At 71.7% G+C, this 16,013-nt stretch carries 16 protein-coding genes; 10 read left to right on the forward strand and 6 right to left on the reverse strand.

Annotation, left to right across the window (positions count from 1 at the left end; all coding sequences use genetic code 11):
* The first annotated feature begins 173 nt into the window (after positions 1 to 173).
* The 8 genes from ABZK10_RS05010 (at position 174) to ABZK10_RS05045 (ending at position 7,773) form a co-directional block, all read left to right on the forward strand.
* Positions 174 to 959 carry an HAD family hydrolase gene (locus ABZK10_RS05010; protein WP_353808089.1) on the forward strand — a complete coding sequence of 262 codons (786 nt, stop codon included), beginning with the start codon at positions 174 to 176 and terminating at the stop codon, positions 957 to 959.
* A 132-nt stretch (positions 960 to 1,091) separates the two neighbouring features.
* Positions 1,092 to 2,069 (forward strand): squalene cyclase, encoded by a 978-nt coding sequence (locus ABZK10_RS05015; protein WP_353808090.1) that lies wholly within the window; start codon positions 1,092 to 1,094, stop codon positions 2,067 to 2,069.
* A gap of 140 nt (positions 2,070 to 2,209) precedes the next feature.
* The gene (locus tag ABZK10_RS05020) at positions 2,210 to 2,788 is read left to right on the forward strand and encodes a glucose-6-phosphate isomerase family protein (RefSeq protein WP_353808091.1); all 579 of its coding nucleotides are present in this window, start codon (positions 2,210 to 2,212) and stop codon (positions 2,786 to 2,788) included.
* A gap of 3 nt (positions 2,789 to 2,791) precedes the next feature.
* The gene (xylB, locus tag ABZK10_RS05025; protein WP_353808092.1) at positions 2,792 to 4,285 is read left to right on the forward strand and encodes a xylulokinase; all 1,494 of its coding nucleotides are present in this window, start codon (positions 2,792 to 2,794) and stop codon (positions 4,283 to 4,285) included.
* A complete protein-coding gene (locus ABZK10_RS05030) occupies positions 4,285 to 5,253 on the forward strand; it encodes an NAD(P)-dependent oxidoreductase (protein ID WP_353808093.1) in 969 nt (322 codons plus the stop codon). Before xylB ends, ABZK10_RS05030 begins: the two co-directional genes overlap by 1 nt.
* Positions 5,250 to 5,906, forward strand: coding sequence for a bifunctional 4-hydroxy-2-oxoglutarate aldolase/2-dehydro-3-deoxy-phosphogluconate aldolase (locus ABZK10_RS05035; RefSeq protein ID WP_353808094.1), 657 nt, complete (start codon positions 5,250 to 5,252; stop codon positions 5,904 to 5,906). Before ABZK10_RS05030 ends, ABZK10_RS05035 begins: the two co-directional genes overlap by 4 nt.
* Complete coding sequence (locus tag ABZK10_RS05040) at positions 5,903 to 6,826, forward strand: shikimate dehydrogenase family protein (RefSeq protein ID WP_353808095.1); 924 nt, start codon at positions 5,903 to 5,905, stop codon at positions 6,824 to 6,826. Before ABZK10_RS05035 ends, ABZK10_RS05040 begins: the two co-directional genes overlap by 4 nt.
* 8 nt (positions 6,827 to 6,834) lie before the next feature.
* Positions 6,835 to 7,773, forward strand: coding sequence for a phosphotriesterase family protein (locus tag ABZK10_RS05045; protein WP_353808096.1), 939 nt, complete (start codon positions 6,835 to 6,837; stop codon positions 7,771 to 7,773).
* A 118-nt stretch (positions 7,774 to 7,891) separates the two neighbouring features.
* On the opposite strand, the gene ABZK10_RS05050 is transcribed toward ABZK10_RS05045, so the two are convergent.
* The 3 genes from ABZK10_RS05050 to ABZK10_RS05060 form a co-directional block, all read right to left on the reverse strand.
* Positions 7,892 to 8,878, reverse strand: a complete 987-nt coding sequence (locus tag ABZK10_RS05050) for an ABC transporter substrate-binding protein (RefSeq protein ID WP_353808097.1) — start codon at positions 8,876 to 8,878, stop codon at positions 7,892 to 7,894.
* 125 nt (positions 8,879 to 9,003) lie between these two features.
* On the reverse strand, positions 9,004 to 10,038 hold the full coding sequence (locus tag ABZK10_RS05055; RefSeq protein ID WP_353808098.1) for an ABC transporter permease: 1,035 nt from the start codon (positions 10,036 to 10,038) through the stop codon (positions 9,004 to 9,006).
* Positions 10,035 to 11,540 (reverse strand): sugar ABC transporter ATP-binding protein, encoded by a 1,506-nt coding sequence (locus tag ABZK10_RS05060; protein ID WP_353808099.1) that lies wholly within the window; start codon positions 11,538 to 11,540, stop codon positions 10,035 to 10,037. Before ABZK10_RS05060 ends, ABZK10_RS05055 begins: the two co-directional genes overlap by 4 nt.
* A 203-nt stretch (positions 11,541 to 11,743) precedes the next feature.
* On the opposite strand from ABZK10_RS05060, the gene ABZK10_RS05065 reads away from it, so the two are divergent.
* On the forward strand, positions 11,744 to 12,613 hold the full coding sequence (locus ABZK10_RS05065; protein ID WP_353808100.1) for a sugar phosphate isomerase/epimerase family protein: 870 nt from the start codon (positions 11,744 to 11,746) through the stop codon (positions 12,611 to 12,613).
* 65 nt (positions 12,614 to 12,678) lie between these two features.
* On the opposite strand, the gene ABZK10_RS05070 is transcribed toward ABZK10_RS05065, so the two are convergent.
* Both ABZK10_RS05070 and ABZK10_RS05075 read right to left on the reverse strand, forming a co-directional pair.
* On the reverse strand, positions 12,679 to 13,086 hold the full coding sequence (locus ABZK10_RS05070) for an RbsD/FucU family protein (protein WP_353808101.1): 408 nt from the start codon (positions 13,084 to 13,086) through the stop codon (positions 12,679 to 12,681).
* Between the two features lie 55 nt (positions 13,087 to 13,141).
* The gene (locus ABZK10_RS05075; protein WP_353808102.1) at positions 13,142 to 14,437 is read right to left on the reverse strand and encodes an L-fuconate dehydratase; all 1,296 of its coding nucleotides are present in this window, start codon (positions 14,435 to 14,437) and stop codon (positions 13,142 to 13,144) included.
* A gap of 175 nt (positions 14,438 to 14,612) precedes the next feature.
* On the opposite strand from ABZK10_RS05075, the gene ABZK10_RS05080 reads away from it, so the two are divergent.
* The gene (locus ABZK10_RS05080) at positions 14,613 to 15,296 is read left to right on the forward strand and encodes a FadR/GntR family transcriptional regulator (protein ID WP_353808103.1); all 684 of its coding nucleotides are present in this window, start codon (positions 14,613 to 14,615) and stop codon (positions 15,294 to 15,296) included.
* Here ABZK10_RS05080 and ABZK10_RS05085 read toward each other — a convergent pair.
* Entirely contained in the window at positions 15,293 to 15,949 is a 657-nt protein-coding gene (locus tag ABZK10_RS05085; protein ID WP_353808104.1) for a transaldolase family protein, read from the reverse strand. The two genes, ABZK10_RS05080 and ABZK10_RS05085, sit on opposite strands and share 4 nt — an antisense overlap.
* Positions 15,950 to 16,013 lie beyond the last annotated feature (64 nt).

Raw genomic sequence — 16,013 nt, forward strand, 5'->3', positions numbered from 1 at the left:
CGTCCCCTCGTCTCCGCCCCCGGAACAGGGGCGTCCTCCCCGTGCGATCCGTGCGCCGGGCTCCCGCCCCGTCACGCCCTTCGACGACTGTCGCGGACCTCTGGGCAGGCTAGCGGGACCCTGCGGTCCGCCGGTAGCCGCCCGAACGGGGGGCACGCGCCTATGCTTGCGGGGTGCTCGTCGCGACCGACCTCGACGGCACGCTCGTGCCGAACGGGAGCGACGACGTGCCGGCGTTCACCGCGCGCGTGCTCGGGAGGCTGGATGCCGCCGGCATCCCGGTCGTGTTCGTCACCGGTCGGCCGCTGCGCCGGATGGAGGCGTTCTGGCCGCACGTCGGCGCCCACGGCTTCGCGGTCGTCTCCAACGGCGCGGTGACCTTCGACGTGCCGCGCCGACGCATCGAGACGCTCGCCGGGCTCGAGCCCGAGGCGGGCCTCGCGGTCGCCGACGCCATCGCGGCGGCGGTGCCCGGCGCGCACTTCGCGGTGGAGTGCGACGACGGCATCCGGCTCGACCCCTCGTACCGGCAGACCTACCAGGCCTCCGCGACCGTGCCGCGCGGCCCCCTCCCGGAGGTCTGGGACCGCACGGCGGTGAAGCTGCTGGTGCGCCACCCGGAGGTGCCCTCGGACGAGCTGCGCCGCCGGGTCGTCACCGCGGTCGGCGATCGCGCGACGGTCACCTGGTCGGTGGCCGGGCTCATCGAGGTCAGCGCACCGGGCGTCACCAAGGCGCGTGCCCTCGAGGCGCTGTGCGCCCGGCTCGGGGTGCCCGCCGCCGATGTCGTCGCGTTCGGCGACATGCCGAACGACCTCCCGATGCTCGCCTGGGCGGGCACGGCCTACGCCGTGGAGGACGCGCACGAGAGCGTGCTCGCCCGAGCCGACCGGGTCGCACCCCCGTGCGAGCGGGAGGGCGTCGCCCGGGTGCTCGATGGGCTCCTCGGAAGCGCCTGACCCACCCGCCCGTCAGCCGCTCCGGTCGCCGGCCGCCACCTCCGCCGGAATCGGCGGGGGCTCGCGTGCGAGGTGCGTGCGCGTCGGCCGGCACGGGGGCACGGCGTCACCCGCCGGGAGTATGGTGCCCGCATGACGACGGATGCTGCGCTGCTCGACTGGCTCCTCGACTCCGACCCCGCACTGCGCTGGCAGGTCGAGCGCGACCTCGCGGGCGCGCCGCCGGAGGTCTGGCAGGCGACCCGCGCACGGGTCGCGACCGAGGGCTTCGGGGCGCAGTTGCGGTCGCACCAGGACCCCGACGGCCAGTGGGCGGGCGGTGCGTACTTCCCCGCGGGCTTCTTCGGCAGCCCGGAGGCGGAGGCGCCCGGGCAGCCGTGGCACGCGACGACCTGGTCGCTGAAGGACCTGCGCGAGTTCGGGCTCGAGGCGTCGGAGCTCGACGGCACGGTCGAGCTCCTCGCGGCGAACAGCCGGTGGGAGTACGAGGACCTGCCCTATTGGGACGGCGAGGTCGACGTCTGCATCAACTCGTTCACCCTCGCGAACGGCGCCTGGCTCGGGGCCGACGTGACCGGGCTCGCGCGGTGGTTCGTCGACCACCGGCTCGCCGACGGCGGCTGGAACTGCGAGGCGGAGGAGGGGGACTCGGTGCGCTCGTCGTTCCACTCCACGTTGAATGCCCTGCGCGGCATGCTCGCGTACGAGCGCATCACGGGGGACGATTCGGGGCGCGAGGCGCGGCACGGCGGCGAGGAGTACCTGCTCGAGCGGCGTCTCATGTACCGGGCGACCACGGGGGAGGTCGTCGCGCCGTTCGTGACCGAGTTCCTCTACCCGAATCGGCACCGCTACAGCGCGCTCGCGGCGCTCGACCACTTCCGGGAGGCCGCCGAGCTGGAGGGGCGGACGCCCGACCCGCGCCTGGTGGACGCCGTCGACGCGGTGCGCGCCGCACGGCGGCCCGACGGCACGTGGACCCAGCAGCTGCGCCTGCCCGGTCGCACCTGGTTCGACATGGACGTCCCGGAGGGGCATCCGTCGAAGTGGCTGACGCTAATCGGCACCCGCGTGCTCGCCTGGTGGGACACCGCGGCCGATCGGGCCTGACGAACGATCGGGCGGCCGCGTGGGCGCGCGCGGCATCCGTGCGCGTCCATCCGTGCGCGAACACGGGTGGACGCAGCCTGTAATGACAGCTACACTGCACTTGTCATTACATGTACGTTCGGGATCGTCGAGGAGGACACGTGCCCGAGTTCCACACCCCGCCCATCGCCCCGTTCGCGATCCGGTTCGACGCGGACGCGTGCACCCTCAGCCCCGAGGGCCCCACGCTCACCCGGCGCATGAGCGACCTCGAGGGCCTGTTCCGCGACCACGACGCCTGGGAGTCCGCAGTCGCCGACGACGACCCCGTGGTGTACACCGTCACGAGCTCGCCCGTGCCGGAGGTCGCCCGCGAACTGCCGCAGTCGATCACCACGATCCACCCGGGAACCACCGCCGGCGAGTTCTGGATGACCAAGGGCCACCAGCACCCCGACCACCAGGGTGAGATCTACCTCGCCCTGACCGGAACAGGCGGCCTCCTGATGTTCGACGGCGAGCGGGTCGAGTGGCTCGAGATGCGGCCGGGCACGATCGGCTACATCCCGCCGGGCTGGGCCCACCGCTCGGTCAACGTCGGCGACGAGCCCTACGCCTTCCTCGCGGTCTACCCCGGGGGTGCCGGTCACGACTACGGCTGGGTCCTCGAGCACGGCATGGGCAACCGCGCGTACCGCGCGGCCGACGGATCCCTCGACCTTCGCGCCTACGGCGACTGACCGATGATCATCGCGCACGACCTGGGCACCACCGGCAACAAGGCGTCGCTCCACCACGATGACGGCAGGCTCGTGACCGCCGTAACGGTCGCGTATCCGGCGCACTTCGCCTCCGGCGGCATCGCGGAGCAGGATCCCGAGGACTGGTGGAACGCCGTCGTCGCGGCGACCCGACAGCTCCTCGAGCGTGCGGCCGTCGACCCCGCCGCGATCCGGGGCCTGGTCGTCAGCGGGCAGATGATGGGCGCGGTCCTCCTCGACGGCGACGGCGTGCCGGTGCGTCCCGCGATCATCTGGGCCGACACGCGCGCGGGCGACCAGGAGCGGCGCCTCCGCGACGCGCTCGGCGAGCGGCACGCCTACGAAGTGCTCGGCCACCGGCTCAATCCCACCTACTCGATCGAGAAGGTCATGTGGGTGCGCGACCACGAGCCCGACACCTGGGCCGGCGTGCGCCGCTGGTGCGTGGCGAAGGACTACGTGGTGCTGCGCCTCACCGGCCGGCTCGCGACCGACCGGTCGGATGCGAGCGGCACCAACGCGTACGACCAGGCCACCGGGACCTGGTCCGACGAGGTGCTGTCGGCCGCAGGCCTCGACCGCAGCCTCTTCCCCGAGATCGTCGACTCGGTCACGGTCGTCGGCTCGCTCAGGCCCGACGCGTCCGCCGCGCTCGGCCTGCCGTCGTCGGTGCAGGTCGTGATGGGCGGCGGCGACGGCCCGATGGCCGCGGTCGGATCGGGCATCGTCGCGCCCGAGGACGGCGCCTACGTCTGCCTCGGCACCTCCTCCTGGATCTCGTTCGCGAGCGACGCCCCGCTGCACGACCCCGAGCTGCGCACCTTCACCTTCGACAACGTGGTTCCCGGGTCGTTCGTCCCGACCGCGACGATGCAGGCCGGCGGCGCCTCGGTGCAGTGGATCTCCGAGGCGCTCTCGCCCGACCGCACGCGACCGGACACGTCCCGGCTCGTCGCGGAGGCGGCGGCGGACGCCGACACCGACGACCTCTACTTCCTGCCCTACCTGCTCGGTGAGCGATCCCCCTGGTGGAATCCCGACGCGCGCGGCGCCTTCGTCGGCCTCGCGCGCCACCACGAACGACGTCACCTCGTGCGCGCCGTGCTGGAGGGGGTCGGCTTCAACCTGCTGACCTGCATCCAGGCGTTCCGGGCGGCCGGCGCCCGCATCGACCGCATCGACGCGGTCGGGGGCGGCGCCCAGAGCGATGCGTGGCTCGCGATCCTCGCCGACATCTGGGGCGTCCCGGTGCGCCGGCGCAGCGTCGTCGAGGAGGCCAACAGCCTCGGCGCCGCGGTCACCGCGGCGGTCGGCCTCGGGGTCGCCGACTTCGCCGCGGCGCGCTCGCTGAGCGAGGTCACGGCCGTGTACGAGCCGGATGCGGCGCGGCACGAGGCGTACGCACGCCGCCACGCGCGCTTCACCGCCGCCTACACGGCACTCGAGCCCTGGTTCTCGGGTGCGGGGGAGGCCTGATGGCCGTCATCCTCGCCACCAGCCGCTCGTTCGGCGACGGCGGCTCCGACCTCGTCGGGCGCATCGCCGACGCCGGGCACGAGCTGCTGCGCGGACCGTCGCACCACGACCTGGCCGAACTCGCCGACGTGCTCCCGCGCGTGGACGCCTGGATCGCCGGGACCGGCCCGGTCACCCCGGCGCACCTGGACGCCGCCCCGCACCTGCGCGTGATCGCGCGCTACGGCGTCGGCGTCGAGGCGGTCGACGTCGACGCGGCGACCAGCCGCGGCATCGCCGTCACGAACACCCCCGGCGCCAACGCCGACGCCGTCGCCGACCACGCCGTCGGCCTGATGCTCGCCGCGCTGCGCGGCACCGTCGACGGCGACCGTCGGGTGCGCGACGGCGACTGGGCGGCGCGACGCGGGCGCCAGCTCGGCGACGCCGTGGTCGGCATCGTCGGATTCGGGCGCATCGGCCGAGGGGTCGCGGCACGGCTCGGCGGCTTCGGCTCGCGCGTGCTCGCCGCCGACCCCTACCTGCCGTCGGACGCGATCCGCGCGGCCGGGGCCGAGGCGGCCGGGCTGGACGACCTCTTCGCCGAGGCGGACGTCATCTCCCTGCACGCGCCGGGCGGTCGGCAGGTCGTCGACCCGGTGCGCCTGGGAACGCTTCCCGCCGGCGCCGTGATCGTCAACACCGCCCGCGCGGACCTCGTGGACGAGGCCGCCGTCGCGGACGCGCTGCGCGACGGCGCACTCCGCGCCTACGCGGCCGACATGCTCGCCGGCGACACCGCGGGCGGCGCGAGTCCGCTGCTGGCCCCCGACCTCGCCGACCGCGTGACGATCACGCCGCACCTCGGCGCCCAGACCGCCGAGGCGGTCGACAACATGGGCTCGATGTCCCTCGAGTGCGCGCTGGCCGTGCTCGCGGGCGACCCGCCCCCGTACCCCGTCAACACCCTCGGGAAGCGAGAACGATGACCGACCTCCTCACCCCCGTCCGCGATGCCGGCGTGCTCGCAGTGCTCCGCGCACCCTCGCCGGACTCCGCCCTCGCCGTCGTCGACGCGCTCGTCGCGGGCGGCGTCACCGGCATCGAGGTCACCTTCAGCACGCCGGATGCGCCCGGCGTGATCGCCGCCGTGCGCGAGCGCCACGGCGACGACGTCCTCGTCGGCGCCGGCACCGTCACCACGGTCGAGCACGCCCGCAGCGCGGCAGCGGCGGGAGCGCAGTTCCTGGTCAGCCCGGGCACGCTGCCCGACCTCACCGCGGCGATGCTCGACACGGGACTGGTCACGATGACCGGCGCCCTCACGCCCACCGAGGTGATGGTCGCGCACGGGCTCGGCAGCCACGTCGTCAAGGTGTTCCCCGCCTCGCTCGGCGGCCCCTCGTACCTCTCGGCGCTCCGGGCACCGCTGCCCGACGTGCCGCTGATGCCGACGGGCGGCGTCACGCCCGACAACGTCGCCGCCTGGTACGCGGCGGGAGCGGTCGCCGTCGGCGCCGGGGGCGACCTCGTGCCGGGCTCGGCCCTGGCCGCGGGCGACATGGACGAGATCACGCGGCGGGCGCGGCGCTTCGCCGACGCGCTCCGAGCGGTGCGCGACGAGCAGGGAGCAGCGGCATGAACGCGGACCGGATGGGATTCGTCGGGGTCAGCACCGGCTCGTCCTCGATCAACGCCGTCTTCCCGCTGTGGGCGGGCATCCTCGGGCTCCCGACCGACCGGCTCGTCGGCCACGACCTCCCGATGGACGCCACGCGGGAGGACTACCGCGCCCTGGTCGCCGCCATCCGCGACGACCCGCACCACCGCGGCGCGCTCGTCACGACACACAAGATGAACGTCTTCGCCGCCGCATCCGACATGTTCGACGAACTCGACGACTTCGCCCGCTCCTGCCGCGAGATCTCCAGCATCTCCAAGCGCGGCTCCCGACTGGTCGGTCAGGCCAAGGACCCGATCACGGTCGCGCTCGCGCTGGACGACTTCCTCGGGCGCGACCACTTCTCGCGCACCGGCGGCGAGGTCGTCATCCTCGGCGCGGGCGGATCCGGCACGGCGCTCTCCTGGGCGCTCGCCGAGCGGGAACCGTCGGAGCGGCCGTCGCGCATCACCGTCACGGCCCGCAGCGACGACAAGCTCGCCGAGCTCCGCGGGGTGCACGACCTGCGCGGCACGCCCGAGGGGCTGATCGAGTACCGCCGGGTGGACTCGCTCGCGGAGTCGGCGGCCCTCGTCGCCGCCGCGCCGCGCTCGTCCCTCGTCGTCAACGCCACCGGCCTCGGCAAGGATCGCCCGGGCTCGCCGTTGCCCGACGACGCGGTCTTCCCCGAGGATGCCTGGGTGTGGGAGTTCAACTACCGGGGCACGCTGGAGTTCATGCACCAGGCCGCCGCGCAGGCACCGGAGCGGGGGCTCCACGTCGTCGACGGCTGGCGGTACTTCATCCACGGATGGTCCCAGGTGGTGGCGGACGTCTTCGACCTCGAGCTCACCCCCGAGATCGTGGACGAGCTGGCTGAGGCGGCCGGGACGACGCGATGATCCGCACGGTGCTCGGGGACGTCGCGGCCGACGCGCTCGGCGCGGTGAACACCCACGAGCACCTGTTCCAGGTCTCGCCCCTGCTGCCGGGCGACGAGCTCGACGACGAGGCGGCCTCCGGCGAGGAGGCCGCCTCGCTGCGTGCCAGCGGCTTCGACGCCATGGTCGACGCCACCCCGATGGGGCTGGCCCGCGACGCCGAGGGCCTCGCGCGCATCAGCGCCGCGACCGGCCTGGGCATCGTCGCCACGACCGGCCGGCACCGCGAGGCGCACTACGCCCCGGGGCATCCGCTGCACTCGTGGAGCCGGGAGCAGCTCGCGCGCCGGTTCGCCGCGGACGTGGCCGACGGGATGCTGCGCAGCGACGTGTCGCACGACGGCCCGACCGCCCGGGCGCCCGGCGGCGACGTCGTCCGCGCCGGCATGCTCAAGGGCGGGATCGACTACTGGCGCATCTCGCCCTTCGAGCGGACCACCCTGGACGCCCTCGCCGAGGCGCACCGCGCCACCGGCGCGCCCGTGATGGTGCACCTCGAGTTCTGCACCGCGGCGCACGAGGTGCTCGACCTCCTCGGCGCGGAGGGCGTGCGGGCCGACCGCGTGCTCCTCGCGCATGCCGACCGCGATCCCGATCCGGGACTGCACGCCGATCTCGCGGCACGCGGCGCGTTCCTCGGCTACGACGGCTTCGCCCGCCCCCGGAGCGTCAGCGACGCGGCCCTGCTCGACCTCGCCGAGCGGGTGCTCGACGCCGGTGCGGGCGATCGCGTCGTGCTCGGCGGCGACGTCGCCCGCCGCACCCGGTACCTGGCGTACGGCGGCATGCCGGGCCTGCAGTACCTCGGGCTTCGGTACCTGCCGCGCCTCCGTGCGCGGGTCGGCGATGCCGCGGTCGAGCGGATGCTGGTCGCCAACCCGGCGCGACTGCTCGACCTGTCGCGCTGACCCGGCGCATCCGCCCCGGGTTCGCGCCCGTGCGCGACTCGCGTCGGACACCGCGCGCACGACCCCGGACACGCGAGAGGGCCCCCGCCGACGGCGGGGGCCCTCCACGTGCGAACGACTACTCGTAGAGCACTGCTGCGATCTCGGGGTCGTCGATGTTGTCGGCGTCGTACCAGTACGAGCCGGTGTCGTAGAAGCCCTCGACGCTCTCGCCGTTGGCCACGTCGTAGGCCGCCTGCACGACGGTCTCGCCGATGCCGATCGGGTCCTGCGTGATGGCGCCGGCCATCGTGCCGTCCTTGATCGCGTTGATCTGGGCGGCACCCGAGTCGAAGCCGATGATGGTCAGCTCGCCCTTGGGCAGGCCGAGCTCGTTCACGGCGTTGACCACGCCGATCGCCGAGCCCTCGTTGGTGCCGTAGATGCCCTTGAGGTCGGGGTTGGCCGCGATCATGGCCTTCGCGATGTCGGCCGACTTGAGGTGGTCGCCGTCGCCGTACTGGATGTCGACGATCTCGATGTCGGGGTAGTTCGCCTCGATCTCGTTGACGAAGCCGTCGCGACGCTCGACACCGGTCGAATTGATCTGGCTGTGGCCGACGATCGCGACCTGGCCCTCGCCGCCGATGAGCTCGGCCATGTGCTGTGCGGCCAGCGCGCCGGCGACCAGGCTGTCGGTCGCCGCGAGCGACTGCGAGTACTCGCTGTCGCACGGTGCGTCGAACTCGACGATCGGGATGCCCGCGGCCTCTGCGGACTCGTACAGCGGGATGCAGGCCTCGGGGTCGAGCGCTGCGTAGGCGATCGCCGCCGGGTCCTTGTCGATCGCGGTCTGCAGCATCTGCAGCTGCGCGTCGACCTCGGTCTCCGAGGCGGGGCCGTCGAAGGTGATCTCGACTCCGAGCTCCTCGGCCTTCTGCTCGGCGCCCGTCTTGACGGCCTGCCAGAACTGGTGCTGGAAGCCCTTCGAGACGAGGGCGATGTACATCGTGTCGCCGTCGCCGCCCGAGGAGGCGGTGTCGTCGCCCGAGCTGGAACACCCGGCGACGGCGAGCGCTGCCGCCGCCAGCGTGGCTGCGAAGGCGGTCTTCTTTCCGATCTTCATTGAGACTCCATTGTTCTGTGATGACAAATGACCGGTGGTGCGGACATTCTGGTGTCACGCGCCGATGGGTGCCCCCGGTGCGGGTGGCGGCACCTCGACGGCGGGCGCGCGTCGCCGCCGAGTGCCTAGGTGCCCGAGCGGTTGCGGAGCGAGTCGAAGAACACCGCGATCAGGATCACGATGCCGACGACGACGTTCTGCCACTCGGTCTGGATGGACATGATGCGCAGGCCGTTGATCAGCACGCTCATGATGAGGGCGCCGATCACGGTGCCGAGGATCGAGCCGCGGCCGCCCAGGAGCGACGTGCCGCCGATGATCACCGCGGCGATCGCCTGGAGCTCGTAGCCGACGCCGAGCTGCGGCTGGGCCGAGTCGAGGCGCGAGGCGAGCACCACGCCCGCCACGCCGGTGAAGGCGCCGGCGAACATGTACACGAAGATCTTCCAGCGACGGGTGTTCACGCCCGAGAGGCGCGTGGCCTCCTCGTTCGAGCCGATCGCGAAGGTGAAGCGGCCGAGCAGCGACTTGTTCAGCGCCAGGTAGGCGATGACGGCGAGCACGATCGTGATGAGCACGGCGTTCGGCAGGCCCGGGATCAGGGTGCCGAGGGCGATCTGCTTGAAGTCGGGTGCGGGGCCGGAGAAGTAGATGGGGCGCACGCCGGAGATCACGAGCGCGAGGCCCTGCGCGATCATCATCATCGCGAGCGTCGCGATGAACGGTGGCAGTCGGAAGAACGTGATGTTCACGCCGTTGATCGCCCCCATCAGCACGCCGGTGGCGATGCCGCCGAGCACGCCGACCCAGACCGGCAGGCCCATGTTGGCGATGAAGACGCCGGTCATCACCGCGCTGAGGGTCATGCCGGTGCCGATCGACAGGTCGATGCCGCCGGTGATGATGACGAACGTCGTGCCGAGGGCGAGGATGCCGATGACCGCGGTCGCCAGCAGGATGCCGGAGATGTTGCTCCAGGTGAAGAAGTTGTTCCCGAAGATCGAGAAGAACACCACGAGGACGACGAGGGTGCCGAAGGCGAGCGACTGCTGGAGCTGTCGCTTGAGGAACCCTCCGGCTCCGCCGGAACCCGTGGGTTCGTCCACGGCGGTCTGGATCACCGTCGTCGTCGACGGTCCTGGGGTCTGCTGGGTGCTCATTCTTCCTCCTCCGCGTGCGCGGCGAACTGCATGATCTTTTCCTGGCTGGCTTCCTCGTTCCGGAGCGTCCCCGTGACGCGCCCGTTCGCCATGACGACGATCCGGTTCGCGACCCGCAGGATCTCCGGGAGCTCCGAGGAGATGACGATGATCGACTTCCCGCTCTCGGCGAGCAGTCGCATGACGCGGTAGATCTCCTCCTTGGCGCCGACGTCGATGCCACGCGTCGGCTCGTCGAAGATCAGCACGTCGCAGTCGCGCAGCAGCCACCGCGCGATCACGACCTTCTGCTGGTTGCCGCCGGAGAGCAGCTTGACCATCTGGTTGATCGAGGGCGTCTTCACGCGCAGCGACTGCACGTACTCCTTGGTCTGCGACTTCGCCTTGCCGTCGGACATCCAGCCGATGGAGTTGGCGTAGGTGCCGAGCGAGGCGAGCACGGTGTTGAACGTGACGTCCTGCTCGAGCATGAGGCCGAGGAGCTTGCGGTCCTCGCTGAGGTAGCCCACGCCGAGCTTCACGGCGTCGGCGGGCTGGCGGATGTGCGCCGGCTTGCCGGCGACCTCGATCGTGCCGCTCTCGCGCGGGTCGGCGCCGATGATCGCACGCGCCGTCTCGGTGCGGCCGGCGCCCATCAGCCCGGCGAACCCGAGGATCTCGCCCTTGTGGAGCTGGAACGAGACGTCCTTCAGGAGCGACTTCGTCGAGAGCCCCTTGACGTCGAGCACGATCGGGTCGCCGAGGTGCTCGCGCGCCTCGGGTCGGGTGCCCTCGTCGATGTGGCGGCCGACCATCATCTCGATGATGCGCGGCGCGCTGATCTCGTCCTTGGTGAGGGAGCCGATGTAGGAGCCGTCGCGGAGCACCGTGACGCGGTCGGCGAGGCGGCGCAGCTCGTCCATGCGGTGGGAGATGTAGACGATGCCGGTGCCGTGCGCCTTGAGCTGGTCGATCAGCGTGAAGAGGGTCTCGACCTCGGTGTCGGTCAGGGCCGAGGTCGGCTCGTCCATGATGAGCACCTTGGCGTCGAACGAGAGGGCCTTCGCGATCTCGACCATCTGCTGCTTCGCGACGGTCAGCTCGCCCACCAGCTGCTTCGGGTCGATGGCGATGCCGAGGCGCTCCAGCAGCTCGCTCGCCTTGCGGTTGAGCTGCTTCTCGAGCACGAACGGGCCCGCCATCGGCTCGCGGCCGATGTAGATGTTCTGCGCGACCGTGAGGTCGGGCATCAGGTTCATCTCCTGGTGGATGATCGTGATGCCGAGGTGCTGGGCCTGCAGCGGGCCGGTCAGCTCGACCTCGCGGCCGTCGAAGCGGATGCTCCCGCTGTCCTTCTGGTAGATGCCCGAGAGGATCTTCATGAGCGTCGACTTGCCGGCGCCGTTCTCTCCCACGAGGACCAGGACCTCGCCGGCGTACACGTCGAGGTGCACGTCCTGGAGTGCCTGGACGCCCGGGAATCCCTTGCTGATCCCCTCCACGCTGAGGATGGGTTCGCTCACACTTTCACCTGCTCCATCGGAGGTCGTTCACTGCCGGAGCTCCTCGTCGCCGAGGGGCGGCCGACCGTTTCGGTTCCTGCGCCGCGGGTGCGACGCGCTGGGTTGTATCTAAATGTAACTACATCTGATGACAAAAGGAAGACCTGTAATAACATCTTGGTCACAGCTCCCGCACGACGGCCGTGCGAGAGGGGAAGGAAGCCATGCTCATCGGCGCCCATGCGCTCGTCTTCACCGGCACGTTCGACGCTGCGGGACTGCAGCGCGCCATCGACGGAACGGCCGGTGCCGGCTTCGACCTGCTCGAGATCCCGCTCATGGAACCCGAGTCGTTCGACTCGGGGCTCGCGGCGCGACTGCTCGCCGACAGCGGCCTGCAGGTGACCGCATCGCTCGGACTCACCGAGGCGACCGACCTCAGCAGCGAGGACCCCGCGATCGTCGCCGCCGGCGAGCAGACGCTCGAGCGCTGCCTCGACCACGTCGCCGCGATGGGCGGGGAGGTGCTCTGCGGCGTCATCTACTCCGCGATGCGCAAGTACCCGGCTCCCGCGACCGCACTCGGCGTCGGGCACAGCCAGGAGGCCCTCGCGCGCCTGGCCGAGCGTGCCGCGGAGCGGGGCATCCGCCTGTCGCTCGAGGTCGTCAACCGCTACGAGTCCAACGTGTTCAACACGGCCGGAGAGGGCCTGCGGTTCCTCGGCGGCGTCGGCGCCGGCGATGTCAGCCTGCACCTGGACACGTACCACATGAACATCGAGGAGGCCGACCTCGGCCGCGCCGTCGCGGAGACCGGCGATCACCTGGGGTACGTCCACATCGGCGAGAGCCACCGCGGCTACCTGGGCACCGGCTCCGTCGACTTCCCGGCGTTCTTCCGCGCCCTCGCCGTCTCGGGCTACGACGGCCCGGTGGTCTTCGAGTCGTTCTCGAGCGCGGTCGTGAGCCCGTCGCTGAGCAACACGCTCGCGATCTGGCGCAACCTCTGGGACGACCCGGACCACCTCGCCGCCCACGCGAACGCCTTCATCCGCGAAGGGCTGCAAGCTGCGCACGGTGGCTCCTCGTCGTAGTCCAGGGCCAGAATAGGCTGAAATCGATTTCAATTCCAGCACCGATCGCGGGCGGTCACCGACGCTCATCCGACCACGCCCTTGCGCAGCAGCGCGTTCCCGTAGACGCGGGTCTCGCCCGTGCGCACCACGACGAACGCCGCACGTGCGGCCTCGTAGTAGGCGAAGCGGTCGACGAACCGGGTCGAGCCGACATCGGTGCCGGCAGCCGCCATCAGTTCGCGCTGCACGTCGAGCACGGATCCGTCGGCGGAGGTCATGAGGTCGAGGGCGGGCGCGTCGTCGAGCGGGAGTACCGTCCGCACCGCGGCGAGCACGTCCGGCGTCGTGGTGCCGGGCAGCACGACGAGGCGACCGGCGACCGCCGCGGCGGGGAAGTGGGCGTCCGCGACGACGATCGCGTCGGAGTGGCCCATGTCGTCCAGGTGGTGCAGCAGCTCGCCCGTCAGCAACGGGTGGATTCCCTCGAGCATCGTCGCTCCCATGTCAGGCCGGTGCGCGACCGGCGTCGATCCGTTCGTGGTGGAGTCAGGCCGGTGCGTGGCTGCCCGTCCAGGTGTACGCCGAGACGCTGTCCGCCAGCATCTCCATGCCCGTGCCGGGTGCCAGCGGCGGCCGGTACGCGCCGGCGCGGATGTCGGTGGGGGTGACGAAGTGCTCGTGCAGGTGGTCGACGAACTCGATCATGCGCCCCTCCCGTGAGCCGCTCACGGCGACGAAGTCGAACATCGAGAGGTGCTGGACCGCCTCGCAGAGCCCGACGCCGCCGGCGTGCGGGCAGACCGGCACGCCGAACTTCGCCGCGAGCAGCAGGTTCGCCACGTTCTCGTTGACGCCGGCGACGCGCACGGCGTCGATCTGCATCACCGAGATCGACCCCGCCTGGAGCAGCTGCTTGAAGATCACGCGGTTCTGCGCGTGCTCCCCGGTCGCCACCCGCACGGGCGCGACGCCGCGGGCGATCTCGGCGTGCCCGAGGACGTCGTCGGGGCTCGTCGGCTCCTCGATCCACGCCGGCGAGAACTCCGCGAGGGCGTTCACCCACGCGATGGCCTCCGACACCTCCCAGCGCTGGTTGGCGTCGATCGCGATCGGGAAGTCCGGCCCGCACACCTCGCGCGCGATGCGCATGCGGCGGATGTCGTCGTCGAGGTCGGCGCCGACCTTGAGCTTGATCTGGGGGAATCCGTCGGCGATCGCCTCACGGCAGAGGCGCGCCAGCTTCTCGTCGGAGTAGCCGAGCCAGCCGGGGCTCGTGGTGTATGCCGGGTAGCCCGTGGCGAGCAGCTCGGCCTCCCGGGCCTCGCGGCCGTCGACCGCGGTGCGGACGATCTCGAGGGCTTCGTCGCGCGTGAGCGCATTGGTCAGGTAGCGGAAGTCGACCAGGTCGACGATCTCCTCGGGGGACATCCGTGACAGCAGCTGCCACAGCGGGAGCCCCGCGCGCTTCGCCTTGAGGTCCCAGAGCGCGTTGACCGCCGCCCCGATCGCCATGTGCATGACGCCCTTCTCGGGGCCGAGCCAGCGCAGCTGCGAGTCGCCCACCAGGTCGCGCCAGGTGCCGCCCATGTCGTCCAGCAGCGGCTCGAGCTCGCGTCCGACGAGGTGGCCGGCGAGCGCATCGAGGGCAGCGACCTGCACGTCGTTGCCGCGTCCGATGGTGAAGACGAAGGCGTGGCCGGACTCGCCGCCCGGGGCATCCGTCACCAGACGCAGATAGGCCGCCGAGTAGTCCGGATCGGGATTCATGGCGTCGGACCCGTCGAGGCTCAACGACGTCGGGAAACGCACGTCGGTCGTCTCCAGTGCAACGATGCGGGTCACGGACACACTCCTCTTCGAGCCCGGCGGGCGGAACGAGGGGAAGTCTAAACATCGGATGTCTGTCCTGTCAATCACGCTGATGCGAGCCGGGAACCACGAGACTGCGGCACGACATCGGATGTCACGAGTGGCCGCACCCCGTGACCGCAGGCCCGGAACCACCTACCATGTGGGCATGGCTGTCACGGACGACGCGATCGAGATGATCAAGGCGATGATCGTCAGCGGCGAGCTCGCGCCGGGCGATCGGCTCCCACCCGAGAAGGAGCTCTCCGAACGGCTCGGGCTCTCGCGCAACTCCCTGCGGGAGGCGGTCAAGGCCCTCGAGGTCATCCGCGTGCTCGACGTGCGCCGCGGCGACGGCACCTACGTCACGAGCCTCGAGCCGCGCCTCCTGCTCGAGGCGATCTCGTTCGTGCTCGACGTCCACGACGACCGCTCGCTCCTCGAGGTGTTCGAGGTCCGGCGCATGCTGGAGTCGCAGGCCACGGGCATCGCCGCGCAACGGCGCACCCCCGACGACGTCGAGGCCCTCTCGCGCGAGGTCGACGAGACCGCGCGGAGCGCCGACGTCGAGACCCTGGTCGAGCACGACATCCGCTTCCACCGCGCGATCGTCGACCTCGCCGGCAACCGCACGCTGGCGGGACTCATCGACTCGCTCACGAGCCACACGGTCCGCGCCCGCGTGTGGCGGGGTCTCACCGAGGCCGGCGCCGTGGAGCGGACCCTCGCCGAGCACCGCGCGATCGTCCAGGCGATCGCGGACGGCGACGTGGTGCTCGCCACCGCGCTCGCGACTGCGCACGTCTCGGGCGTGGAGCGATGGCTCCGCCAGGCGGCCCTCGTCGCGGGCTAGGAGATGCGCTCGACCGCCGCGGCGAAGTCCGCGGCGGAACGCTCGCTGATGTCGTCGTGCAGCAGGCCGAGGATGACGTCCGGCGCAGCGGTGAAGAACGGCACGCCGGCCTCGCGGAGCGCGACGATGTCATCGGGCGATCGCAGGCTCGCGGCGAGCACGTCGGTCTGCGAGCCCTCGCACACCGCCTGCATCCGCCGGATCAGCTCCGTGCCGTCGATGCCCGCGTCCCGCAGCCGGCCGTGGTACGGCGCGATGTAGCGTGCGCCGTACGCCGCGCTCGCCAGCGCCTGGGCCACCGAGTAGACCGCGGTGACGAGCACCGTCGCACCGTTGCCGACGAGCGTGCGGGTGGCCGCGAACCCGTCGCGCGTCGCCGGCACCTTCACCGCCACGCGGTCGCCGAGCGCGAGGATCTCGTCGGCGTGCGCGAGCATCTCGGCCGTGCTGTCGCCCCAGGTCTGGAAGAACACCTCGCCGGCGCCCTCCTCGACCCAGCGCGCGTAGAGCTCGGGCAGGTCGCCGATGCGACGGCCGCCGCGCTCGAGGATCGTGGGGTTGGTCGTGACGCCCGCGACGAGGCCGTCGCGCAGGAGCGGACCCACGCGGTCGACGTCGGCGCTGTCGACGTAGAGGACTGGTGCCGCGGGCATCGGGTTCCTTCCGGGGACAACCTGTTGTTACAGGTGAGGACTGGTCTAATGTAATGACAGGCGA

The organism is Agromyces sp. SYSU T00194 (assembly GCF_040496035.1).
In the GTDB taxonomy this organism is placed as follows: Bacteria; Actinomycetota; Actinomycetes; order Actinomycetales; family Microbacteriaceae; genus Agromyces; species Agromyces chitinivorans.